17 protein-coding genes and 1 pseudogene are annotated in these 23,165 nt (G+C 62.4%); 7 read left to right on the top strand and 11 right to left on the bottom strand.

Translation table 11 applies throughout. The features are described from left to right. Positions 1-60 precede the first annotated feature (60 nt). Complete coding sequence (locus tag B0G80_RS03170; protein ID WP_116116948.1) at positions 61-2,235, top strand: malate synthase G; 2,175 nt, start codon at positions 61-63, stop codon at positions 2,233-2,235. A gap of 154 nt (positions 2,236-2,389) precedes the next feature. On the opposite strand, the gene B0G80_RS03165 is transcribed toward B0G80_RS03170, so the two are convergent. From B0G80_RS03165 to B0G80_RS45655, 5 genes are all read right to left on the bottom strand, one after another. Continuing rightward, the gene (locus tag B0G80_RS03165) at positions 2,390-2,614 is read right to left on the bottom strand and encodes a hypothetical protein (protein ID WP_116116947.1); all 225 of its coding nucleotides are present in this window, start codon (positions 2,612-2,614) and stop codon (positions 2,390-2,392) included. Between the two features lie 5 nt (positions 2,615-2,619). Further along, positions 2,620-3,417, bottom strand: coding sequence for a hypothetical protein (locus tag B0G80_RS03160; protein WP_116116946.1), 798 nt, complete (start codon positions 3,415-3,417; stop codon positions 2,620-2,622). A 2-nt stretch (positions 3,418-3,419) separates the two neighbouring features. After that, positions 3,420-4,001: a PAAR domain-containing protein gene (locus B0G80_RS03155; protein ID WP_116116945.1), complete on the bottom strand. Its 582-nt coding sequence runs from the start codon at positions 3,999-4,001 to the stop codon at positions 3,420-3,422. Between the two features lie 359 nt (positions 4,002-4,360). Further along, positions 4,361-5,278 carry a UTP--glucose-1-phosphate uridylyltransferase GalU gene (galU, locus tag B0G80_RS03150; RefSeq protein ID WP_106281427.1) on the bottom strand — a complete coding sequence of 306 codons (918 nt, stop codon included), beginning with the start codon at positions 5,276-5,278 and terminating at the stop codon, positions 4,361-4,363. A gap of 306 nt (positions 5,279-5,584) precedes the next feature. After that, complete coding sequence (locus B0G80_RS45655) at positions 5,585-5,728, bottom strand: hypothetical protein (protein WP_166679105.1); 144 nt, start codon at positions 5,726-5,728, stop codon at positions 5,585-5,587. Positions 5,729-5,971: 243 nt separating this feature from the next. On the opposite strand from B0G80_RS45655, the gene B0G80_RS03145 reads away from it, so the two are divergent. Continuing rightward, positions 5,972-7,183 carry an acyltransferase gene (locus tag B0G80_RS03145; RefSeq protein WP_106281177.1) on the top strand — a complete coding sequence of 404 codons (1,212 nt, stop codon included), beginning with the start codon at positions 5,972-5,974 and terminating at the stop codon, positions 7,181-7,183. A 182-nt stretch (positions 7,184-7,365) separates the two neighbouring features. Next, a pseudogene (locus tag B0G80_RS03140) lies at positions 7,366-8,490 on the top strand (IS701 family transposase); the annotation flags it as partial. 201 nt (positions 8,491-8,691) lie between these two features. On the opposite strand, the gene B0G80_RS03135 reads toward B0G80_RS03140, so the two are convergent. From B0G80_RS03135 to B0G80_RS03125, 3 genes are all read right to left on the bottom strand, one after another. Further along, entirely contained in the window at positions 8,692-11,148 is a 2,457-nt protein-coding gene (locus B0G80_RS03135; RefSeq protein WP_116116944.1) for a glycosyltransferase family 4 protein, read from the bottom strand. Then, on the bottom strand, positions 11,145-12,611 hold the full coding sequence (locus B0G80_RS03130; RefSeq protein WP_116116943.1) for a flippase: 1,467 nt from the start codon (positions 12,609-12,611) through the stop codon (positions 11,145-11,147). The genes B0G80_RS03135 and B0G80_RS03130 overlap by 4 nt, the downstream gene beginning before the upstream one ends. Before the next feature lie 73 nt (positions 12,612-12,684). Then, the gene (locus B0G80_RS03125) at positions 12,685-14,886 is read right to left on the bottom strand and encodes a hypothetical protein (protein ID WP_116116942.1); all 2,202 of its coding nucleotides are present in this window, start codon (positions 14,884-14,886) and stop codon (positions 12,685-12,687) included. A gap of 670 nt (positions 14,887-15,556) precedes the next feature. On the opposite strand from B0G80_RS03125, the gene B0G80_RS03120 reads away from it, so the two are divergent. From B0G80_RS03120 to B0G80_RS03105, 4 genes are all read left to right on the top strand, one after another. Continuing rightward, a complete protein-coding gene (locus tag B0G80_RS03120) occupies positions 15,557-16,663 on the top strand; it encodes an acyltransferase (protein ID WP_116116941.1) in 1,107 nt (368 codons plus the stop codon). A gap of 5 nt (positions 16,664-16,668) precedes the next feature. Continuing rightward, positions 16,669-17,397, top strand: coding sequence for an SGNH/GDSL hydrolase family protein (locus B0G80_RS03115; protein WP_116119492.1), 729 nt, complete (start codon positions 16,669-16,671; stop codon positions 17,395-17,397). 41 nt (positions 17,398-17,438) lie between these two features. Then, on the top strand, positions 17,439-18,482 hold the full coding sequence (gene gmd, locus B0G80_RS03110; RefSeq protein ID WP_106281165.1) for a GDP-mannose 4,6-dehydratase: 1,044 nt from the start codon (positions 17,439-17,441) through the stop codon (positions 18,480-18,482). A 177-nt stretch (positions 18,483-18,659) separates the two neighbouring features. After that, positions 18,660-19,184 carry a Fic family protein gene (locus B0G80_RS03105; protein ID WP_258878794.1) on the top strand — a complete coding sequence of 175 codons (525 nt, stop codon included), beginning with the start codon at positions 18,660-18,662 and terminating at the stop codon, positions 19,182-19,184. Between the two features lie 23 nt (positions 19,185-19,207). On the opposite strand, the gene B0G80_RS03100 is transcribed toward B0G80_RS03105, so the two are convergent. The 3 genes from B0G80_RS03100 to B0G80_RS03090 all read right to left on the bottom strand — a co-directional run bounded on the left by B0G80_RS03100 (position 19,208) and on the right by B0G80_RS03090 (position 23,162). Then, complete coding sequence (locus B0G80_RS03100; RefSeq protein ID WP_106281163.1) at positions 19,208-20,374, bottom strand: glycosyltransferase family 4 protein; 1,167 nt, start codon at positions 20,372-20,374, stop codon at positions 19,208-19,210. A gap of 80 nt (positions 20,375-20,454) precedes the next feature. Beyond that, positions 20,455-21,684, bottom strand: coding sequence for a glycosyltransferase family 4 protein (locus B0G80_RS03095; RefSeq protein WP_116116940.1), 1,230 nt, complete (start codon positions 21,682-21,684; stop codon positions 20,455-20,457). Continuing rightward, positions 21,681-23,162, bottom strand: coding sequence for a glucose-6-phosphate isomerase (locus B0G80_RS03090; RefSeq protein WP_116116939.1), 1,482 nt, complete (start codon positions 23,160-23,162; stop codon positions 21,681-21,683). Before B0G80_RS03090 ends, B0G80_RS03095 begins: the two co-directional genes overlap by 4 nt. Between the last annotated feature and the right edge of the window lie 3 nt (positions 23,163-23,165).

Here is a 23,165-nt window from a genome sequence, read left to right as displayed (position 1 = left end):
CGTTGCACAACGCGGGCCGATGCCCCCTCATCGGCCCCATTCAGATAGATGGAGCAGTCGATGACTCAGATGAACACGCGCGGCGGACTGCAAGTCGCCGCCAACCTCGACCAGTTCGTCGAAACCGAAGCCCTGCCCGGCACCGGAATCGACAGCGCCGCATTCTGGTCAGGTTTCGACGCCCTCGTGCACGAGCTGGCGCCCAAAAACCGCGCGTTGCTCGCCGAGCGCGACCGCCTGCAAACCGAGCTGGACAACTGGCATCGCGCCAATCCGGGTCCGGTGCGCGATCTGCGGGCGTACCGTGCGTTTCTCGAAGGCATCGGCTATATCGTGCCGGTGCCTGCCGGCGTCAAGGCCACGACGGACAACGTCGACACCGAAATCGCCGAACAGGCCGGCCCGCAACTCGTGGTGCCGCTGTCGAATCAGCGCTATGCGCTGAACGCGGCGAACGCGCGCTGGGGCAGCCTGTACGACGCGCTCTACGGCACCGACGCGATTCCCGAGACCGGCGGCGCCGAAAAGCAGAAAGCCTTCAATCCGGTGCGCGGCGCCGCGGTGATCGCCTATGCCCGCAAGTTCCTCGACCAGGCCGCGCCGCTCGCGAATGGTTCGCATGCGGACGCCACGCGCTATAGCGTCGAAGCCGGCAAGCTGGTGGTCACGCTGAAGAACGGCACGAGCGAGCTGAAGACGCCAGCGCAATTCATCGGCTATCAGGGCGAGCAAAGCGCGCCGTCCGCCGTGCTGCTCAAGCACAACGGCCTGCACTTCGAAATCCAGATCGACGCGAGCGACTCGATCGGCAGGACCGATTCCGCGCACGTGAAGGACCTGGTGGTCGAAGCGGCGGTGAGCACGATCATCGACTGTGAAGACTCGGTCGCCGCCGTGGATGCAGAAGACAAGGTCCTGCTCTATCGCAACTGGCTCGGCCTGATGACCGGCGACCTGACCGAAGAGGTCACGAAGAACGGCAAGACCTTCACGCGCCGGCTGAACGCCGACCGCGTGTACACCGCCGCGAACGGCACGGCGCCGGTGGTGCTGCATGGCCGCTCGCTGCTGTTCATCCGTAACGTCGGTCACTTGATGACCAATCCCGCCGTGCTGACCAAAGACGGCCACGAGATTCCGGAAGGTATTCTCGACGCCGTCATCACCACGCTGTGCGCGTTGCACGACCGCAAGCACCAGTTGAATTCGCGCACCGGTTCGATCTACATCGTCAAGCCGAAGATGCACGGCCCGGCCGAAGTCGCCTTCGCGAGCGAGCTGTTCGCGCGCGTCGAAGACCTGCTGAAGCTGCCGCGCAACACGATCAAGATGGGCATCATGGACGAGGAGCGCCGCACCAGCGTGAATCTGCTCGCCTGTATCGCCGAAGCGTCGGAGCGCGTTGCGTTCATCAACACGGGTTTCCTCGACCGCACCGGCGACGAAATGCACTCGGCCATGGAAGCCGGTCCGATGATGCGCAAGGGCGACATGAAGTCGAGCGCCTGGATTGCCGCTTACGAGCGTAGCAACGTGCTGGTCGGTTTGAGCGCGGGCCTGCGTGGCCGCTCGCAGATCGGCAAGGGCATGTGGGCGATGCCCGATCTGATGCACGCCATGCTCGAACAGAAGATCGCGCACCCGAAGGCCGGGGCGAACACCGCGTGGGTGCCCTCGCCGACCGCCGCCACCCTGCATGCGTTGCACTACCACCAGATCGACGTGCAAGCGGTTCAGCGGGAACTGGAGCGCACGGATTACGCGCAGGTGCGCGACGAACTGCTCGACGGCCTGCTGACCATTCCGGTCGTCGCCGAAGCGAAGTGGAGCGACGACGAGATTCGCAGCGAGATCGACAACAACGCCCAGGGCATTCTCGGCTACGTGGTGCGCTGGATCGATCAGGGCGTGGGTTGCTCAAAGGTGCCGGACATTCATGACGTCGGCCTGATGGAAGATCGTGCCACGCTGCGTATTTCGAGCCAGCACATTGCCAACTGGCTGTATCACGGCGTGGTGAAGCGCGACCTTGTCGAGGAGACGTTCAAGCGCATGGCGAAGGTGGTGGATGAGCAGAATGCGGGCGACCCGCTCTACAAGCCGATGGCGCCGGGCTTCGATACGATCGCTTTCAAGGCCGCGCAGGCACTGGTGTTCGAAGGACGCCAGCAGCCGAGCGGCTACACAGAACCGTTGCTGCACAAGTTCCGACTGGAAGTGAAGAAGGAAGTTTGACAGCGGGTTGGCCGGGCTGCGTGTGATGCGTGGGCCGGCTGAAAGAAAGACGGGCGCCGTGGTTTACGACGCCCGTTTTTTGTTGTCGTTCGCGGTAACTGCCCCGGTGCAATACCGGGGCTACGATCGGGTTCCGACGGTCATTGTTTGCGGCTTAGTGGCGCAGCATCAGATAAACGACGAATGTGCCAACGAGCACGGCACCTGAGCTGTAGAACACGATGCGATTTCGCAGGGCATCTAGTTTGGACGGAGAGGATTTTTTCTCCCCATCCAGGTCCCAATAGTCGACGCCGGGGTCCCCGGTGAGATTGATAACGATAAGCCCCGCCGAGCCGACGAAGAGCACGAGCAGAATCACGAATAGCGGCGCTGGCATGTCGGTCAATCGTTCATCCAATGCATGAAGGCAGGCAGTTCTTCCTGATACATGTCGTTGGTCATCTGGCCGGCCAGGCCGCCCAGATTGCTACCAATGCATACGAGTGCGACGGCGCATGCAGGTTCAGCCGGTCCGCACACGAAAGAAACCGCAAACCCTGCCAGACCGCCTCCAATCATACCGCCCGCGATGATACTTCCCTGCCTGGCGACCTCTTTGACTCTATCCGTCGCTGCAACCACTTCGCCCGTGGCAATAACAGCAGTAAAGATGATGGCAACCCTGGCGCTGACCTGCAACCGACGCACCTTGGTGGTGACATCGGCGTTGGCGCCGCCCGCCTTTTTGAGCACCGTATAGTAGACAGCGTGGCGCTCTTCGAAAGTCAAGCTATCAAAGTTCTTGCTGAACTGAACTTGCGCGTACCTGTTAAGGTAGTAGTCGAAACCGCGAGCCTCGAGCTTGAGTTTTTCCGCACGGGCAACGCCAACAGCCGACGTATATTTCCGGTATTCAACGAAGAGCCTGTCGCGCAACTGGCTGCAGTACTCAGCCCCGTCCTTGACCGTCATGTTGCCGTAGGCAACTTCCTGCCTGACATCGTCCGAAATTTCCTTGATGTGCTTCACATATTGCTTGCGCACCATGTCATCGGTAATGGCGTTGGCGGCGAAAGTGGTTCCGATGGCCTCGTAGTCCGCGATGGCTGCTTCGAGAATTGCCGTTTGAACCTCATGAGTTTTCCGGGTGTTGAAAGACCCGCTGGCAATGGTGTTCCGGGTTGCGGTAGTATCGGACATGCTTATCCCACCATCGCCATCAGAAGGTCGCCCATGACTGAACGAGCGCTTTCCTGTGCATTGCCCGGCACGACTTCAACCCTATGGCATGGCGAGGCGTTAGGGCGGTCGAAATGCGCAGTGTTACCTGAATCGAAGACGCCGTCTGCAACTGAACCGTCGGCAAAGTAGGCACGGCAGCGCAAGCCCTCGCAACTGCCGGCATCCTTGACGGCAAACCGAATCCAATGGGCGCCCGGCGCTACTTCGGCTAGAGCATCGTTCCCCAGTCCATAACCCATGCTCGCCAGCGCGTGACTGTCAAAGCTCTGTGACATTGTGTCCTGAGAAGCGATCATCACAGGGTGTGGATCGCATCTGCACATGCAGATGTCGCCTTCCAAGGCCGGATCTTTGCCCATTATGCGTCCAGGCCACCGTGGGCCTTTCTGACCTATATGGCCGGTAATCCGGCACGCTGGGCAGATAACCTGGGCACCCACAAAGGTCAACGCCGTGCCGTGGTGAGTCGCGGACGGAACGCCTTCGATCACCGTTCCGCCCGCCGACGATTTGTCACCCACTTTTAGATAGAGACGTCTCATGTCTGTGATGTCCTGTACTCAACAGACGCATTGGTAGCACGAGCATCAAGAACTCAACAAGGAAAACCGTGTCAAGATTCGTCAAGGTCCGCCGACAGCAGCAGAACGGCAACCCAGAACGACTATTGCCTCGCTTTCGACTTAGCGAAGAAGGAGGCTTGCGGACGCAGTCGCCAGACTACGCGCAAAGCGTGGCCGGCTAAAAAAGACGGGCGCCGCGTGATACGCGACGCCCGTTTAATGTGCGCGATACAACCGCGCGTTGCTTCTGCGTGGTAAGTTCGCGGCGTGCGCGGCCTTGAAGCGAGCGCGGCCCGCATCCACCCGACAACGCTAACCGCAGCGGCTTTCAATGCAGATCAAGCCGCCTCTGCCGCAAACTGCGCCGGCACGCCTTCCTGCATATTGCCCTGCATATACGCCTGCAAATAAGCCTCGAATTCCGCCTTCACTTCCGGATGGCGCAGCGCGAATTCCACCGTTGCCTTCAGATAGCCGAGCTTGCTGCCGCAATCGAAACGCGTGCCGAAATAGCGATACGCGAGCACCTGTTCTTCGGTCAGCAGCGACTGCACCGCGTCGGTCAATTGCAGCTCGCCACCCGCGCCCGGCTTCAACGCGCGGATATGCTTGAAGATGGTGGGCATCAGCACATAGCGGCCCACCACGCCGAGATTCGACGGCGCCTTGTCCGGCGCCGGCTTCTCGACGATGCCCGACAGCTTGATCACGTTGTCTTCCCACTCGCGGCCGTCCACCACGCCATACGACCGGCTGTCTTCGCGCGCGATGGTTTCGACGCCGATCACCGAGCTGTGATAGTGGTTGAACGTATCCACGAGCTGGCTCATGACCGGCTTCGAGCTGTGCAGCAGGTCGTCGGCCAGAATCACGGCGAACGGGCTGTCGCCCACCAGCTTCTCGGCGCACAGCACCGCGTGGCCGAGACCGAGCGCTTCGGCCTGGCGCACATAGAAACAGTCGACGTTGGCCGGCTTGATGCTGCGCACCAGATCGAGCAGCTTCTGTTTGTTACGCGCCTCGAGTTCGGCTTCAATCTCGTAGGACTTGTCGAAGTGATCTTCAATGGCGCGCTTGCTGCGCCCCGTCACGAAGATCATCTCGGTGATGCCGGCGGCAATCGCTTCTTCCACCGCGTATTGAATCAGCGGTTTGTCCACGATCGGCAGCATTTCCTTAGGACTTGCCTTGGTAGCCGGCAGGAATCGTGTCCCGAGGCCCGCTACGGGAAACACGGCTTTGGTGACTTTCAGCATGGTAGGCATTCCCACATCGGTTAGAAATTAGTGTGTCGCGGGCCTGGCGGCCAATCGATGTCGCCGGAAAGACTAGCAAAAAATTACGCCAGTACGTATGTGAAATTTCCGCAATCGGAATAAATAAATCCATTCTTTTTCGATATGCCGCATCGTGACAAACAGCGGGCAACAATTACGCAACGAAATCGATTTATTTTTCGCTAATTCCGAAAATTTTACATATCCTGACAACTGGCCTTCAGCTGCGCGAGGCGCGCCGGCGGATTCGACCGCGGGCGCGCCTCGCGTCTCTTCCAGCCCGCGTTATTCGTTCTCGTCCAGCTGCGGCAGCTTGCCGGGGGTCATGCGAAAACGGCGAATGGGCTCATTGCGCAGGGCCTCCCGATAGGCGGAGGCGGCGACAAGGATCAGCAGCACGGCAATGCCGGCGAGTAAATGCAGGTTCATGACTTCACCTCGGGTCAAGAGAATCCGTGGCTTAAATTAGCACAACAAAAGCGGCAAATAATTCGCGGCTGCATCTGCTTATGCTCAATTACAATTAGTCACACAATCGCCGTTTAATTCAATTCATTACGCAATTTTTTATCGATTTTTTACCTGCGTCGTGCACTAGCATGTCATGCACCGCGGGCGCGTACGGCGCCCGCGCGAATCTGCATTCCCCCTCCGTCAGAATAAGGACCGCGTATGAGCGACTCAGCACTGGATGCCGCCGGCTCATCCCTGCCCCTCTCACCGCCTCGCAAGACTGCCGCGCCCCGCGCCCAGAGCGAGGCGCGCGCCGACAGCGCCGGCAAGGAGCATGTCATCGACGCCATGCGGGGCTTCGCCGCGCTGCTGGTGGCGTATTTTCATTGCCGCCAGGTGGAATGGGTCGGCATGCAGGCGTTTCATCAGAGCGTGGGCCATGCATTCAGCCTGAATGCGATCGCCGCGTATCTGACGTTCCCGATTGCATGGGGCTCCGCCGGCGTGCCGATTTTCTTCGTGATCAGCGGTTATTGCATTCACCGGGGCGGCGCGCTGCGGTTGGCCGGCAATCCGGAATACCGGCTCGATACGGGCAATTTCTGGGTGCGCCGCTTTGCGCGCATTTATCCCGTGCTGCTCGCGGCGCTGGTGCTGACCTTCGCGCTCGACTGGTTCAGCCTGCAACTGCCGCCCGTCAGCCACAAGATCCGCGAGATCGGCCTGCAGGCCTTCCTTGTCAATCTGTTTTCGCTGCAAGGCGTGGCCGGCAAGACGTTCGGATCCAACGGCGCGCTCTGGACGCTCTCGCTCGAAGTACAGTTCTACGCGATCTATCCGCTGCTGTTCGCGCTGCGCCGGCGTATCGGCATGACCTCCGTGCTGGCGATCGTCGCGCTCGTCAACGTGGTGTCCGCCTATGTGCTCGAACGCCACGACATCCAGTTCTTCACGTCGTACTGGTTTTCGTGGACGCTCGGCGCGTGGATCGCCGACGCCCGTGCGCATCGCGCGCCGCAGGCCCGCTCGTCGGTGTGGCTCTACGCGCTCGCCGCGGGCTTCGTCGCGCTCGGCTGCGCTGCGTTTCATTTCGGCCAGTACGGCGCGTTCCAGCTCTGGGCGGTCGGCTTCGCGTTCTACCTGTACAAGGCGCTGGAGCGCGGCAACCCGGAGCGCGGCCCCGCCTTCGGCACGCGTCTGCTGTCGCGCTTCGGCGATTTCAGCTTCTCGCTCTATCTGATCCATCTGCCGATCTTCGTGCTGCTGTCGTCGCTGCTGTTCCGCTCGTCGCTGCAAATGTCGATCTGGCCGTCGTTCGGCTATATGCTGGTGGCCGTGCCGGTGGCTTATGTGTTCTACCGGCTGGTCGAGTTGCCCGCCATGAAGTGGTCGGCCAGCTTCAAGCCGAAAGCGGCTTTGAAAAAGGCCTGAACCCACGCAGCAAAAGCGCGCGAAAAAAAACGGAGCGAATGTCGCGAGACTTTCGCTCCGCTGCGCCAACGGCAGGAACCGGCCGAGTCCCTGCCTACCCCCGCGTAGAAACCTTCCTAATACTACAGCCGTAGATTTTTTTACTATACTCAAATAATTAAGGATTACTATACGTTAAGGCTATGCATTCGACTGCAAAAGCGTGGGAGCGTGAACTGGAGGTACTGCACCAGCGGCTCGGGGAACTGTTCAGGCGTCCGGAGCCCCGACAGCGGTCGCTCGCATACCTGAAGGGCCTGCTGGGTACAGTCGAGCGCAAGAACGGCTGGCAACTCGCCGAATGGATCGGCGAAGCGACACCCGATGGCGTACAGCACCTGCTGGAGCGGGCGCAATGGGACGCGGATGCCGCTCGCGATGTGCTGCGTAGCTATGTAGTGGAAGAACTGGGCGAGCGTGACGCGGTGCTGATTGTGGACGAGACCGGCTTCCTCAAGAAGGGACAGCACTCGGCCGGTGTTCAACGCCAGTACAGTGGCACGGCAGGTCGTATCGAGAACAGCCAGATCGGCGTGTTCCTCTGCTATGCCGGTCGTGGCGGCAGTGCGTTCATCGACCGCGAACTGTATGTACCCAAGGTGTGGACCGATGACCGGGTGCGCTGCGAGGCAGCGGGCATTCCCGGGTCGGTGGAATTCGCAACGAAGCCACAGCTTGCGCGTCGTATGCTTGAGCGGGCGCTGGACGCAGGGGTGCCGTGCGGCTGGGTCACGGGGGATGAAGTCTACGGCGGTGACCGTCACCTGCGGCTGTGGCTCGAGTCGCGCGGCCAGTCTTTCGTGCTGGCCGTTGCGAAGAACGAACCCCTATGGTGGAAAGGTCCAGAGTACGTACGGGCAGACCGGATCGCCGAGGCCCTGCCGGCAAGGGCATGGCGCCGCCTGTCAGCGGGTGCCGGCGCCAAGGGCGAGCGCCTGTATGACTGGGCGCTGACTCCGCTGTGGCGCTTGCAGATCACCGAAGAGGAGCGCCGCTTCGGGCATTACCTGCTGGTGCGACGCAGCCTGGACGAGCAACGCGAACATGCGTATTACGTCGTATACGCACCGCGCAGCAAGGCCACACGGCAAACCCTGGTGAACGTCGCGGGCCGCAGGTGGGAAATCGAGACCGGCTTCGAGGCGACCAAAGGCGAATGCGGACTCGATCAGTATGAGGTGCGCCGATGGCAAGGCTGGTATCGCCACATCACGCTGGCTCTGCTGGCCCATGCAGTACTCGTCACCCTGCGGGTGCACGGCAAAAAAAACACCTGAAGGTTTGGTGCCGCTCAGCGTGCAGGAGATCCGCCGGCTGCTCTGTCGCATCCTGTGGCGCGGCGCCCACTCTATCGCGTACGTGTTGTCCTGTTCGGCATGGCGGCGCCGACACCAGTACCGCGCCCAGCAGTGCCACTACCGAAGACGAGGATGTGTGCCTCCAGTTTACCCAGATCTACGGCTGTAGTACTAAGCCGTTTCCGGCCCCGTCACACGCTTCAGAATCCGCTCGACACCCTCGACATAGGTGGCGGTGCCGAACCGGCTCAGCGCCGTCTGATATCCGTTTCTGACCAGCCGGTTGCGCAATTGATCGTTCGAGCGCAATTCGGCGAGCGCGTCGGCGAGGCCGTGCGCGTCTGCCGGCGTGCACAGCACGCCGTTCTCGTAGTCGTCGATGATCTCCAGGACGCCGCCCGCGCGCGCCGCCACCACCGGCCGCTGCGCCAGCATGCCTTCGACGATCACGCGGCCGAACGGCTCCGGCGTGATCGACGTATGGACGACCGCATCGACCGCGCACATGCAGGCCGCGATATCGTGCTGGAAGCCGAGAAAATGCACCCGCCCGCCCAGGTTGTGCGCGGCGACGAACGCATGTAGTTCGATCTCGTACTGGTCCTCGCCGAAAAGCGGCGCGCCCACCAGCACCGCATGCATCTGCGGATTGAGCACCATCGCTTCGAGCAGCACGTGCTGCCCTTTCCAGCGCGCGAGACGGCTGAACGAGCCGACCAGAAACGCGTCTTCCGGCAAGCCGAGGCGTTTGCGCAGCGCTGCTTGCGGCACCGTGCGCAAGGCGTCGAACGGCGCGGCTGAAATGCCGTTGAACACCACGTCAATGCGCTTTTCGTCGAACTGCGTGAGCTCGGCGAACGCGCGCGCCGACGCGGCCGAATTGGCGATCACATGTGTGAGGCCAAGACGCGCGCACCATTTGATGATGGCCAGTTGCTTGCCGCCGAAATGCTCGGGGCTCACGATATCGCGCAGATGCCAGACCACGGGACGCCGCGCCAGCTTGCCGGCGAGCGCGCCGATCACCATGGCGCGCTGGGTGTTCGCATAGATCACGTCCGCGTTGCGCGCGCGTTTGGCCGTGGCGCGCACGAGCGATACCAGACCCTTGAGCGCCTGGCCCTTCGGCATCGAGCCGCCTTGCTTACGAACATGACGCAGCGCGCCTGCATCCAGCACGTCGACGGCCACGCCGGCTTCGGCGAGCGCGGTGCGGAACGGACCATCGTCGAACAGCACGACTTCAATGCGCGAGCGCAACGCCTTGACGATTTCCAGCAGCGACAGTTCGGCGCCGCCGAGCACGCCGCTTTGATCGACGGCCAGAATGCGCGGACCGCCGGCGACGGTTGGCGCCTTATACGGCGCGTACGGCGGCAACGTCGCCGTGCGCAGCGCCGGCACTGCCGCCCGCACATGCGCGAAGAAGCGCTCGCGGAAATGCGCGGCGGAGAACTGCTCGGCGTTCGCGCGGCAGTCCAGCGGCGAAAAACGTTTCACGTGGCCGTCGAAACGCTCGACCGCGGCGATGATCGACTCGACGTTCTGTTCGTCGAAGAACATGCCGGTGGGCCGCGGCTCGGACAGATCGCGCACGGTTTCGAGCGCGCCGCCCTTGCCGTAGGCGATCACCGGCGTGCCGCAGGCCTGCGCTTCCACCACCGAAATACCGAAGTCCTCTTCCGCGGCGAACACGAAGGCCTTGGCGCGGCTCATTTTTTCCTTGAGCACCTTGAACGGCTGATAGCCCATGATCTCGACGTTCGGCCCCGCCTTCGCGCGGATCTTCTGCATGTCGGGACCGTCGCCGATCACAACCAACTTGCGCTCCGGCATGCGCGCGAATGCTTCGACGATCAGATCGATCTTCTTGTACGGCACCATGCGCGAGGCGGTCAGATAGAAGTCGTCCTTGTCGGTGCACAGCGCGAAGGCTTCGACATCGACCGGCGGGAAGATCACCTGCGCGTCGCGCTGATAGACCTTCTTGATGCGCCGCGCGATGAACTCGGAATTGGCGACGAAGCCATCCACCGCATTCGAAGTGCGGATATCCCAGTTGCGCATGTAATGCAGAATCAGCCGCGCCATGGCCGACTTCGGGCCGTTGGTCAGCTTCGACTGCTTGAGATACTGATGCTGCAAATCCCACGCATAGCGGATCGGTGAATGCACGTAGCTGATATGCACCTGGTCGGGGCCGGTCAGAATGCCCTTGGCGACCGCGTGGCTGCTTGAAATCACCACGTCGTACGCGGATACGTCGAGCTGCTCGATCGCGAGCGGCATGAGCGGCAGATACGAGCGGTACTTGGTGCGCGCGAGCGGCAGCTTCTGGATGAACGAGGTCGTGACGGACTTGCCGCGCAGGAAGCTGCGGTCGTCGAGAAAATCGACGAGGCTGAACAGATCCGCGTCCGGAAAGCACGCGACGATCTGTTCGAGCACTTTCTCCGCCCCCGCATAGGTGACGAGCCAGTCGTGCACGATCGCAACGCGCACCGTTTTATCGGCGCGCATCGCGGCGCGGCGCGGCGGCGTCTGAACGCCGGGAACGGTAGTGAGTTCGGCCAGTGCGCTGCGCGTCGCGGGTTGCAGCACGGCTTCTTCAAGGACTTCGTGGTTCATGCGCTTTTCCTCGGATTCAGTCGCAACAGCAGTGAACGCGCAAGATCGCGCAAGGCGGGTGTCATCGTGATCGACCAGGCGACATTCGCGCCTACCATCAATACCCCGGCGACAATCGCCATGGCGAGACCCGGCAGGATGCTGGCGAGCCACAGGCTGGCCAGCAGGAAAGCAAGGTGAGCGAGCATGTCGAGCGCGATCTGCTTCGCGCGGATCGCCGATAGCCGCAGCAGCACCGCGTAGTCGAACAGCGCACGGCCGGCCACGGCCACCGCCGCGCCGGTCAGGCCGAAATGCGTGATGCCGAACCACAATGCCCCTGCAAACAGCGGCAATTCGAACAAACCGACGCGCGCGGCCGTGGCCGGATTGACCTGTGACTGGATCAGAATCCGCGTGACGTTCGCCTGGCCGACGAGCCACACGGCGACGATCATGATGCGGCCCACGGGTGCTGCCACGGTGGCGATCTCATTGCCCACCCACAGATGCAGGAACGGTTCGAGCACCAGCATCGCGACCAGCGCGACCGGCGTGAACACACCATTGAGAAATTCGAGCGACTGCTGGGTGATGGTGTCGGCGTCGGCGCGGCCCACTGCGGAAAGCCGCGGAAACAGCGTGCGCACCAGCGCTGTCGGCACAATGTTCAGGCGCGTCACGAGGTTCTGCGGCACGGTGTAATACGTGACGAAACGCGCGCCGAGACTCGTGCCGAGCATCACGCGGTCGAGCGAGTCGGCGATCATGGTGGTGACGCTCGCAATCAGCATCCAGCCGCCGAAATTGAACAGCCCCTTTGCCACGCCCAATTGCGGCGGCAGAACGCGGCGGATTTCCAGCACTTTCAGCGCCGAGCGGCCCAGCAGAAGCGCGGCGACGATCCGCGCGAACACCGCGGCGGCCAGCACGTTCTGCAAGGTCGCGCCCATCCACAGCGCGGCGCCGAGCGGCAGCAACTGGAACAGGAACGTGCCGATGGTCTGATTGGTGTTGTAGACGCCAAAGCGTTCCGCGCCGTTGATCGCGCCCGCGAACACCCACGACACGTTGGCAATCGGGATCGCCACCGCGAGCCACGGCAGCGCCATGTACACCTCGTGCTGCAACTCGGGCGACACCTTGGTGAAATAGGCGGTGTAGAGAAACGCCCCGAAATAAATGATCAATCCGCCGATCACGCCGGTCGCGAGATTGAGCCACGTCGCGCTCCAGAACACGCGCGCGCTCTCGTCCTTGTCGCCGGACGCGCGCGCCTTCGAGATGTGGTTCTGCGCGGCCATGCTCATGCCGAGATCGAGAATGCCGAAGTAGCCGATCAGCGTCCACACGAGGCTGATCACCCCGTAGCGCTCGACGCCGAGCAGCTTGATATACGACGGCACGGTCACGAGCGAGACGAAAGTGGGCAGCACTAGCCCGAAGAAATTGATCGCTACGTTCTTGAGAATGCCTTTGTCCATCGGATGCCTTGGGTTTGACTACGTTTGCCTGCGGGTTGCCTTGTTGTGCACTGAAGCGCTCATGCCTCGTTCATCAAGGCTTCCAGCGGTACATCATCACTTTGCCGCGCGCGTCTTCCTCGACGAACACGAGGTACTCGCCGTTCGCGCGTTTGGCGGCGCTGATACCGTTCGGCACATCGACCCAGCCCGACGCGCGGCCTACCTCCGGGCCCGGCCGGATCACGCCGAGTTCCTTGCCGCTGTCCTTGTCCCACACGTGCACCGCGCCGACCGGCTCGACGCCGAAAATGTATTGCCCCTCGACCGTCAGGCCGATGATGGTGGCGATGGGTTTGCTCTGCGTCTGCCACGGCAGCGTGATCGCATAGCGCTGCACGGGATTGCCGCTCGACCATTTGTCGTAGCGCACCAGCACGCGGCCCACTTCTTTCCAGAAGCCGCGATCGACCGGCGTGTCGGACGTGTAGCCGGTCACGTACATCGTGTCGCTGTCCGGGTCATAGATCGCGCGATGCAGTTCCGTGAACGGTTGCGGCACCGGGTACTGCGTCATGTTCGAATACGCGTAGACCGGATTACCCTTCGCATCCAGCCCGCCGAAACGGAAGCGATAGATGCCTTTGGTGTCACGTGTGCGCCAGATGTCGCCGGCGGTATCGACCCACCAGCCCCAACCGCCCGCGAGCTTCGTGCCGCTGGTGTTGAGCGTGAATTCGTCGGTGTTGAACTTGCCGTCGCCGTTCGCATCGCGCCAGATCCAGTCGCCGCCCGGCGGCGCATTCGGCACCTTGGCCACCGCACGCTCACGTCCCGCGATGAAGCCGGAAGGAATCGCCGTTTCGCCATCGTGTTGCGGGTCGAAGCGATAAATCTTCAGATGGTCCGCGTACATGTCCGTGAGATACAGGAACGTGTGGCCCTTCAGTTTGCGGGCGATCGGCAGGCCCGGATACTGATCGGTGTGAAACACCGGATCGTCCGGGTACTTGAAGCGGTTCGACAGGAAACCTACATATTTCCAGTCCTGTCCGGCAGGCTTCGACAGATCGAGTTCGAAACGCTTATTGCCCGTATAGACGCTGTCCGGGCGCGACGGATCGATCCACGCGCCGTCGACGAACAGGAGCCCCTGCACCTGCCAGTTCTGCTTGCCATCCGGCGCGTAGCTTTCGAGCGTCGCGCCGAGGCCTGCGCCGATCGGCTCGTAACGCGGACCGATGCCGTTGGTCGACACGTACACGTTGCCGCGCGCATCCACGCCCACGCCGGTGAGGCCGTTGAAACGCTGCGGGCCCGGCTTGCCGGCGACCCCGCTAAAAATGCCGCCGCGCTCGCCGAGTGAACCGGACTCGCTATAACGACCGTTGTTCCTGCTGAAATACAGCACCTGCTGACGCGGACCGTTATCCGCGATCAGGACGCGGCCTTGCGCATCGACCGCGATATCCACCGCGATCGTCCCGCCAGGCAGCGTAAAGTTTTCGTCGATGCGTTTGCCCGCCGCCGTGTAGTGCTCGACATGCGGTTCACGATCGTTGCGCGTGCCGCTCAACACCCACAGCGTACCGTCGGGCGCCAGTGCGATCCGGCCTGGCTCATGCACGCTCCAGGTGGTTTTCTGCTGCATCGATTCGGCGTCGTACACCTCGATGCGATCGCGCGCCGTGTTGGCCGCATACAGCGTGGTGTCGTTCGCCGCGAGGCCGCCGATCTCGGCGCTCGTGCCGGTCGGCACTTCGTTCATCATCAGGAAGCCGGCCGCCAGTTGCGCATGCGGGTCGGCGCTTTTCGCGGCGGGCTGGAACGGTGCGGCCCGCTTCGGATCGGCGATCTGCCGGCGCGAAATGCCGTACCACTGCTTGCCCTTCTCCGGCCACACGCCCTGCTCGACCAGCCGTCCTTTCTCGTTGCCGACCGCGATCGCGACGAATGCGTACTTGCGATTCACCGCGACCGCATTGCCGCCGCCGTTGCCCCAACCATGCGTGCCGCCCGCGAAGCCGAGCATCTTGCCGTTCTGATAGACGCTCGCTTCAGCGCCGCTTTCGTCCCATGGCGCGTTCGTATAGACCTTGCCGTCGGGCGCCACCGCGATCGCGGTGATGTTGATCTGCGCCCAGGTGCCGTCGCCGAAACCGAAGGTATTGCCGATCCACGATGTTTTCGCGTTCAACGCGGTTTCCGCATGCGCCGTGAAACTGGCCGCTCCCGCAGCCAGTCCGGCGGTGCATGCAAAAACAGCGAGCCGGCTTTTGAACGTGAAACGGGGCAAAGGTATTTCCTCCAATCGGCGCCGCGCGCGGGCAAATAAGGCTCGCGCGGAAACACAACTCAGTGAATGACGCTACGAAGCGCGGTCGATCATCGTGACGCGGACCGCTAGAAGCCGTGTAAGGACGTATGACAGATTCGCGCGGGAACTGGACCTGGGCACAGCATCGACGGGACGAACGCCGCAAGTCCGGGCGCCTCGACAGCAATCAGAGCGTGAGGCCCACGCGCCGTCCCTGGCCACCCAATCCGCACGGCTCACATTACGCGGAAAAAACGCCGCAACGAAAATCGAAAATAATTCAAAAATATTCGATGCTTTAAGCGTTGCGAAAGAAACCAATTAAAAATTGATCAAAACGAAATCCGCTATGGCAGGGCATCCCGCGCGCCCGCCTGCATCCATCCTTACCGATGCGCGGCAAAGCAATCCGCACTTATTACATATAGCGTCACGCATTCGACACAAGCATAAAAATTCATTGCGAATGGGTAACGAAACACCCTGTTGCAATCTGATTCATTTATCCAATTCATTCCCGTTTTTTCACGATTTTATTTTCCCTAGAATCGATTGCACTTCCGTTGCGATGCGAAGCGAGCGCGCCTGCTCCACGAAACCCTTGCGCGATCCTTCGCCCGGCCCATCCGCTTCACACCATGGACGGTTCATGACTGCCAGCGCACTGCCCTTAGCGCCTTCCCACTCCCGCCGCATCGTGCAGCTCGACGGCTTGCGCGCCATCGCCGTGCTCGCGGTGTTCGCGCAGCACGCGTTGAAAGCGCCGCTGTGGATGGGCGTCGATCTGTTTTTTGTTTTGAGCGGTTTTCTGATTACCGGCATCCTGCTCGAACGCAAAGCGCGCCAGCAGTCGTATTTCGGCTATTTCTACGCACGCCGCGCGCGCCGCATCCTGCCGCCCTATGTGCTGCTGATGGTGGTGTCGTCGATTCTGTTCGGCCTCGGCTGGGCGGAACACTGGCAGTGGTACGCGTTCTTCGCGACCAATATCGGCGACGCGCTCAATCAGAGCGGTCACGACAGCCTGAACGTGCTGTGGTCGCTCGCCGTCGAAGAGCAGTTCTACATTGTCTGGCCGTTCGTGATCCTGCTGGTGCCTGAGCGCGTGCTCGGCTACGTCGCGGCCGCGTTGATCCTGCTCGTGCCCGTGCTGCGCGCGATGGCCACGCCCTGGTTCGATTCGTTCTGGCCGATCTATTACTTGACGCCGTTCCGCATGGACCTGCTTGCAGCCGGTGCGCTGCTGGCTGTCGCCGTGCGGCGTGACCGCAATGCGCTCGAGCCTTACAAAGGCGTTGCGGTGCTGGGCTTGTTCGCGGCGCTGGCGATACTCGCGTGGCTGCATCTGCACTTTCCGCGCTTTCGCGCGGCCAATACACCGCTTTCGAACGCCGGGCTCTACAGCGTTTCGTTGGTGCTTTGCACTTCAGTCGTGGTCATCGCCCTGCAGAGCAAGGGCATCGTCAAACGGCTGTTGTGCAATCCCGTGCTGGTCTACATCGGCACCATCAGCTACACGATTTATCTGATTCACCTGAGCGTGCTGTATGCGCTGTGGCCGCTGCATCTGAACCGCTTCGTGACCGCCGCGCTCGCGCTCGCGATCACGCTCGTCTATGCCAGCGTCACGTGGTTCGCGTTCGAGAAGCGCCTGATTTTCGGCTCAGCGGGCAACGCAGCAGCGCATGCGCCGGCCCAGGCCGCCAACGGCGGTGGCGTCAGCACGGCGCCGCAAGCACCGCAAAGCCGCGCATGAAGCGCATGAAGCGCCGGGCATGGCTCGCTGCAAGCGTATGCGCCGCTGCATCGCTCTTCGCCTGCGCCGCGTTCAGCGCGGCGCCGGGCCCACGATCGCAAGTGTTGATCGAGGCCTACGGCGATTCGACGACGCTCGGCATTACCTGCAGCGAAGGCCATTGCGGCCCGCAAGCGCAAAACGCGGTGGCGTATCTGCAGGACGAATTACAGGCGCGCCACGGCGAACGGGTGCGCGTGACGAACTACGGCGTGGGCAACACGATGGCGACGCAACTGCGCGACGGCACCGGCAATCGCCGCGCCGGACCGACGGCGGGTCTGCCGTGGCAGGAACGGCTTGCCGCTTCGTCCGCGCAGATCGTGCTGATCAACTACGGCATCAACGAAGTCATGCAGAACCAGACGCCCGAGCAGTTCTACACGGCCGAAACGACGCTCGTGAAAACCGCTCGCGCGCTAGGCAAGCAGCCGGTTCTGCAGACCGCCAACCCGATGCCCGACAACCGCCTCAACGCGCGGCTCGCGACGATGGTCGCGATGACGCGCCGCGTGGCCGCCGAACAGCAGGTGCCGCTCGTCGACCAGTTCGCGTACATCAGCAATCTGCCGGACTGGAAGGCACTGATGTCCGACGGTGCGCATCCCAAGCCGGATTTGTATCGGCTAAAAGCCGAACAGGATTTTCAGGTCGTCGAACCCCTGGTGCGGCGGCTGTTGGAAGGCACGCCCTGAAGCGCTTTTTCTTTTTCTTTTAACAATCACGAAGGCAAGCTATGAGCCAACCACGCAAAGCGATCATCACCGGCGTATCCGGACAGGACGGCGCCTATCTGACCAAACTGCTGCTCGACAAGGGCTATATCGTGACCGGCACTTACCGGCGCACGAGCTCCGTGAATTTCTGGCGCATGCGTGAGCTCGGCGTGCTCGATCATCCGAATCTGCGTCTGGTCGAACACGATCTGACCGACCTCGGTTCGACGCTGCGCCTGCTCGAAGGCGCGCAGGCCGACGAGTTGTACAACCTCGCTGCGCAAAGCTTCGTGGGCGTTTCGTTCGACCAGCCGGTGACGACCGCCGAAGTGACCGGCATCGGCGCGCTGAATCTGCTCGAAGGCATCCGCATCCTGAATCCGAAGACCCGTTTCTACCAGGCGTCGACGTCGGAAATGTTCGGCCTCGTGCAAGCGGTGCCGCAACGCGAGGACACGCCCTTCTATCCGCGCAGCCCGTATGGTGTCGCCAAGCTGTTCGCGCATTGGTCGACCATCAACTATCGCGAGTCGTACGGCCTCTTTGCAAGCAGCGGGATTCTGTTCAATCACGAATCGCCGCTGCGTGGGCGCGAATTCGTCACCCGCAAGATCACCGACACCGTCGCCAAGATCAAGCTCGGCAAGCAGGACGTGCTCGAACTCGGCAACCTGAGCGCCAAGCGCGATTGGGGCTTCGCGCTCGAATACGTGGAAGGCATGTGGCGCATGCTGCAGGCCGATGAGCCGGACACCTTCGTGCTCGCCACGGGCCGCACTGAAACGGTTCGCGATTTCGTGCGCATGGCGTTCGCGGCAGCGGGCTATCAACTCGAATGGTCGGGCAAGGAAGAGCGCGAGTCAGGTATCGATGTCGCCACCGGCAAGACCTTGGTACGCGTGAATCCGAAGTTCTATCGCCCGGCCGAAGTGGACCTGCTGATCGGCTGTGCCGACAAGGCTCACGAAAAACTCGGCTGGAAGCCGGCAACCACGCTGGAGCAGTTGTGCCACATGATGGTTCATGCGGATCTGGGGCGGAACGAGCATCACGAGACGTTTTGAGTCGGGCGTGGAGAGTAGCCGAGCCCCGGAAGCGCGGCGGCTCGGCTCACTCCCGCGCGACAGTCGAAGGGCGGCAGTTCGCTGAGATATCCCCGCCGATTTAGTTCGAAAACGACAGACTCAACCTTCTGTTAGCTTGTTTGCGACGAAAACGACTGCTTCGAGCCGAGTATTAGCTTGAAAGCGACAACCCACCGTCGCGTCATGCTCGAGCGCAGGCCGGAAGTGGACCCGGGCCACCTCAAGCTCGAAGCCAACTACGCGGGTACGACTCAGTTCGTCCAACCCTCGCACGTCCGCGGTACGCTTGCCGAAGGGTCTCGCCTCGCGCTGACGATCCCCGAAGGGATGGGACGGGCCATTTATTATCTTTTTCTCGTCGCCGAAGTACATCCGTTTGCCGATGGCAATGGGCGACTGTCACGACTGGTCATGAATGCCGAACTATCGCGGTGCGGTCGCTCTCGCATCATTATTCCGACGCTATTTCATCCCCAGTTTGTAGACTGTCTCAGGGCGCTCACTCAGAGCGGGCGACCCGAGCCGCTTATTAAAGCGCTGTCGCGCATGGGTAGCTGGTGTGCAGGGTTCGATTACGCTGACATTGCCGCGCTCGTACAGGCCATGAGGAACTCCAACTCATTTGAAGAATCCGTTGCCGACTTCCGTCTGCTTAACGCTGACGGCAGCCGGGCTACGTAAGCCCGTCCGCCGCCCGCCTAAGTTCAGTGCACCCCACCCGCCGCAATCGCCTCCCCATACACCGACGCCACCCGCTTCGCGATCACCGGATTATCGAAGTTCTCACGCGCATAACGGCGGCATGCATCGGCATCCGGCAATTTCAGCGTGCCGTTGAGCGCACCGGCGAGCCCATCCGCGATGGCCTTCGCGCCCGTCTCCGGCAGCACCAGATTCGGCGACAAGCCGGCCACCGCTTCCGGCAAGCCGCCCACCGGCGTCACCAGAACCGGCGTACCCGACGCCAGCGATTCGACCGTGATCAGGCCGAAGCCTTCCAGCGCCACCGTCGGCACGATGCTGATATTCGCCGCGCGATACAACGCCGCCAGATGCTGATCGGGCACGAAACCCAGCAGCTTCACGTTGTCCTCCAAACCCGCCTCGGTGATACGCGCCTGCAACTCGCCTTCGAGCCGCCCCTTGCCCGCGATCAGAAGCAACACATCGGGCGCCGTGCGCTTGAGCAGCTTCACCGCGTCGATCAGATCTTCGAGGCCCATGCGGCGCACCAGACGGCGGACCGCCAACACGATCGGCCGGTCCTGCGGCAATTGCAGCTTCAGACGCGCCTCGGCGGGCGAGATCGGCAGATTGAACTGCTCGACATCGACGCAACCGGGCACCACGCGCACGCGGTCCGGCGAGATGCGATAGCGCGAAGTCAGAATCTTGCCGAACGCCTCGGACAACACGATCAGCCGCGACGAGCGCGCATAGACCGATTGCTCCAGATAGCGCTTGGCGCGCTGGCCGAGTGAATCGGCGCCTTCCACGTGACTTTCATCGGCCCACGGCCCCTGAAAATGCGAAACCTGCGGAATGCCGCGCGTCACGTCGAGACCCGGAAAGGTGTAGAGCGCGAAGTGCGACGAAATCACATCGGGACGCGACGTGCTGATTTCGTGGCGCAACGCGCGGCGTGCCGCCATCAGCCGCAATGGCAGCGATTGCGCGGCTGAGCCGAAGCCGTTGATCGCGCCGCCGGTGTCGGCGGCTACTTTCGGCGAGCCGGCCACCACGCCGCGCACCGCCACGCCCGCGCCCGGCAGCGCACCGATTAGCGAGTAGTACATGCGGTCGAGGCCGCCCGCGCGCTCGGGGAACCAGTGCATCCCGATCTGCAGCGATTTGATAGAGCTCGTCGTCATGGTTGTGACCCCTGTGCGTTTTGAGAGTTGTGATGGTGAAGCGTTGAAGACATCGAGCGGTTCTGAAGCACCGCGCGAGGTCATTCCGCGCTCTTGCGGCCGGCCAGCGTGTTCAGCGTCAGCGCGTCGCTGCTGGCGACCGCGGCCGCTTCCGCCTCGCTTTGCCGGCGATTTTTCTGCTGCCCCGCCAACTGGCGATACAGCGCGATGTATTGCGCGGCCATGCGCGCCCAGCCGAAGCCGGTCGCGAGTTCGTTGGCGGCGACGCCCATGGCGCGGCGCTCAACGTGGTTATCGGCGAGGCGTGCAACCGCGCGGGCCAGCGCCTTGGGATCGTCCGGGTCGTCGAGCACGATGCCGCATTCCGGCGTGATGATCTCGGCGCCGCCCGCGGTGCGCGCCGTGACCACCGGCAAACCCGCCGCCATCGCTTCGAGCAGCGACAGGCTCATCGCTTCATAACGCGACGGGAACACGAAGGCGTCGACCGAATGCATCAGCACCGGCATCTCTTTCACGAGACCGAGAAAATGCACGCGATGCGCGATGCCCAGCGCCTTCGCCTCGTCCGGATACGGACTGCCCGGCAGGAAACCCGCCACCGCGATCTGCACATGCTCGGGCAGATGCTTGAGCGCGGCGAGCACGGTGCCGAGGTTCTTGCGCGGCGTGCGCAGGTCGCCGACGAACAGCAGCAGGAACGCGTCCTTCGGTAAACCGAATTTCTCGCGATCGCCCGTGGCCGCGGCGAAGCCTTGCGTATCCACGCCGTTGTAGATCACGTCGACGCGGTTATCCGGCGTGAGGCCGATCGCGCGGATTTCGTCGGCGACCTTTTGCGACACCGCCGTGATCACCTTCGAGCGGCGGTAGGCCCAGCGTTCGAGCAGCGCATTGCAGCGCGTATAGACCGACTGATAGGCGGACCACACGCCCTTGGTGAGACCGAACGGATAGTACTTGCTGCCGAACCAGCCGCTGTGCACGAAGTGCGAGGTGTTGACGTCGGCGGGCATCCACGTGATAAAGCCGTTCACGTGCAGCACGTCATATTCGCGGCGATGCGCGCGCAGCCACATTGCACTCTTGAACGCGAACACCTGCTGGCGCAGCAGATTGGTCGGCCACCAGCGGCCGATCTTGATCGGCGCCCAGCGGACGTTCGGATGCGCGAGCAGATCCGGCGCGACGTGCGAGGCGACCAGCGTGACGCCGATGTTCTCGTCGAGCGCCGCGCGCGCGATCTCGTGGTTGACGCGCCCCTGGCCGTCGTTATGGCGCACGACGTGCGTGACAATGGCGACTCTCAATCCGTGCCTCCGTGGAAAAATAGCGTGTGGTTTGACATACGTGCGCGGTTGATCTTTTCGTAATGCACCGCGGAGAGAATCGAAAAAACACTCATGAAAAGCAGCAAGCCGCCCGTGCCGACCAGCGAATTGGTGAACACCAGCATCGCGAAGGTCGCGAGGCTCAGGCTCATGCAGGCGGACACGAACTTGTCGTTGCGCATCTTGAACGACGCGAGCACCGCGCGCGTCACCAGCCAGATAATTCCGGACATGTAGAGCAGCGTGCCGGGCCAGCCGAGCACGAACGGAATGTTCATCACGCCGCTGTCGAAGTTGCCGTACTGGCCGAGCTGACCGCCATCGTTCGAGAGCTTGGTGGAGGTGCCGGTGGCGCCCATGCCCTCGCCCGACACATCGGTGAAGGCTGTTTTGGCAAAGGTCGCATAGAACTCGTTACGCGCGGCGTAGCTCTGGTCGTCGTTCAGGTTGACGATGGTCGTGAGGCGCGCCTGCATCCGCTCGGCCACCGGACCGACCGCCAGCAGCGGCACGCACAGCCCGGCCAGCAGCACCGCGCTGGCGACAATGCGCACTCGCACCTTGTTGTTCGATTTGACAAGCTGGATCAGAAGCGCGATGACCCAGCCGCCCCACGTCGAGCGCACGAGGCTCAGCGCGAACGCGAAGAAGCCGAGCGCCGCGGCGATCCAGCGCACCCGGTGCGTGGCCGCCATGACGAATACCATCGCGCCCATCATCGCGAACGCGAACGGTCCCGACGAGTTCATCGTGCTGAACACGCGCACGCCCATCGGCACGGGGTCGCCTTGCGAATTCATCTGCGAGCCGAGCATCCACAGCGCGTCCCACTGCGGCATGATGAAGAACTGCACGAGGCCGTAGCCGCCCATCACCAGCATGCCCCAGATGAACGTATTGACGATGGTGTCGCGGTACTTCGGATACTGGCGCGTGTGCGCCATGATGTGAAAGCCGATCAGAATCGGATACAGCCAGTTCGCGAGGTCGTAGGTGGCCGCGAGCGGCCCGCTCGACATCACGCCGACCAGGAATGCATAGATAAGGCCGAGCAGGACCAGCAGCACCGGCAGACCGCGCCGCTGCCCCAGCAGCTTGTAGTAGCGCAGCAGCGACAGGCCGCTGATCATCGTCACCGCAAGCGGCGCGACCTGGATCAGGCTGGTCGGTGTAAACGACCCCTTGGACCAGTCGGCCAGACGCCGCACTTCCGGGCTCAGGAACCACAGCCACCACATGAAGCCGATATAGCGCGCCGGACTCTTGAAGTAGAGCCACAGGCCCGTCAGGATCGCGAGCACCGGAAACGCGAGCGTGAGCACCGTGCCCTGATGCGCGCCGATCAGCAGCGTCGTGACGAACCACAGCAAAGCCTCCGGCAGCCATTCCTTGCGGCCGCTGGACGATGCCCGTCCATTGCCGTTCGCGCTAGCGGCGCTTCGCGTCAGCGTCGACATCGT

The organism is Paraburkholderia sp. BL6669N2 (assembly GCF_003387275.1).
Lineage (GTDB): Bacteria > Pseudomonadota > Gammaproteobacteria > Burkholderiales > Burkholderiaceae > Paraburkholderia.
Note: the sequence above shows the minus strand (reverse complement) of the source record. Positions and strands in the feature narration are given on the sequence as shown.

Excerpts from the sequence above, each read along its gene's own strand:
- B0G80_RS03135 (WP_116116944.1), bottom strand. The coding sequence starts at position 11,148 with ATGAACCACGAAGTCCTTGAAGAAGCCGTGCTGCAACCCGCGACGCGC.
- B0G80_RS03130 (WP_116116943.1), bottom strand. The coding sequence starts at position 12,611 with ATGGACAAAGGCATTCTCAAGAACGTAGCGATCAATTTCTTCGGGCTA.
- B0G80_RS03120 (WP_116116941.1), top strand. The coding sequence starts at position 15,557 with ATGACTGCCAGCGCACTGCCCTTAGCGCCTTCCCACTCCCGCCGCATC.
- B0G80_RS03115 (WP_116119492.1), top strand. The coding sequence starts at position 16,669 with ATGAAGCGCCGGGCATGGCTCGCTGCAAGCGTATGCGCCGCTGCATCG.
- B0G80_RS03170 (WP_116116948.1), top strand. The coding sequence starts at position 61 with ATGACTCAGATGAACACGCGCGGCGGACTGCAAGTCGCCGCCAACCTC.
- B0G80_RS03145 (WP_106281177.1), top strand. The coding sequence starts at position 5,972 with ATGAGCGACTCAGCACTGGATGCCGCCGGCTCATCCCTGCCCCTCTCA.
- B0G80_RS03160 (WP_116116946.1), bottom strand. The coding sequence starts at position 3,417 with ATGTCCGATACTACCGCAACCCGGAACACCATTGCCAGCGGGTCTTTC.
- B0G80_RS03155 (WP_116116945.1), bottom strand. The coding sequence starts at position 4,001 with ATGAGACGTCTCTATCTAAAAGTGGGTGACAAATCGTCGGCGGGCGGA.
- B0G80_RS45655 (WP_166679105.1), bottom strand. The coding sequence starts at position 5,728 with ATGAACCTGCATTTACTCGCCGGCATTGCCGTGCTGCTGATCCTTGTC.
- gmd (WP_106281165.1), top strand. The coding sequence starts at position 17,439 with ATGAGCCAACCACGCAAAGCGATCATCACCGGCGTATCCGGACAGGAC.
- B0G80_RS03090 (WP_116116939.1), bottom strand. The coding sequence starts at position 23,162 with ATGTCGACGCTGACGCGAAGCGCCGCTAGCGCGAACGGCAATGGACGG.
- B0G80_RS03100 (WP_106281163.1), bottom strand. The coding sequence starts at position 20,374 with ATGACGACGAGCTCTATCAAATCGCTGCAGATCGGGATGCACTGGTTC.
- B0G80_RS03165 (WP_116116947.1), bottom strand. The coding sequence starts at position 2,614 with ATGCCAGCGCCGCTATTCGTGATTCTGCTCGTGCTCTTCGTCGGCTCG.
- galU (WP_106281427.1), bottom strand. The coding sequence starts at position 5,278 with ATGCTGAAAGTCACCAAAGCCGTGTTTCCCGTAGCGGGCCTCGGGACA.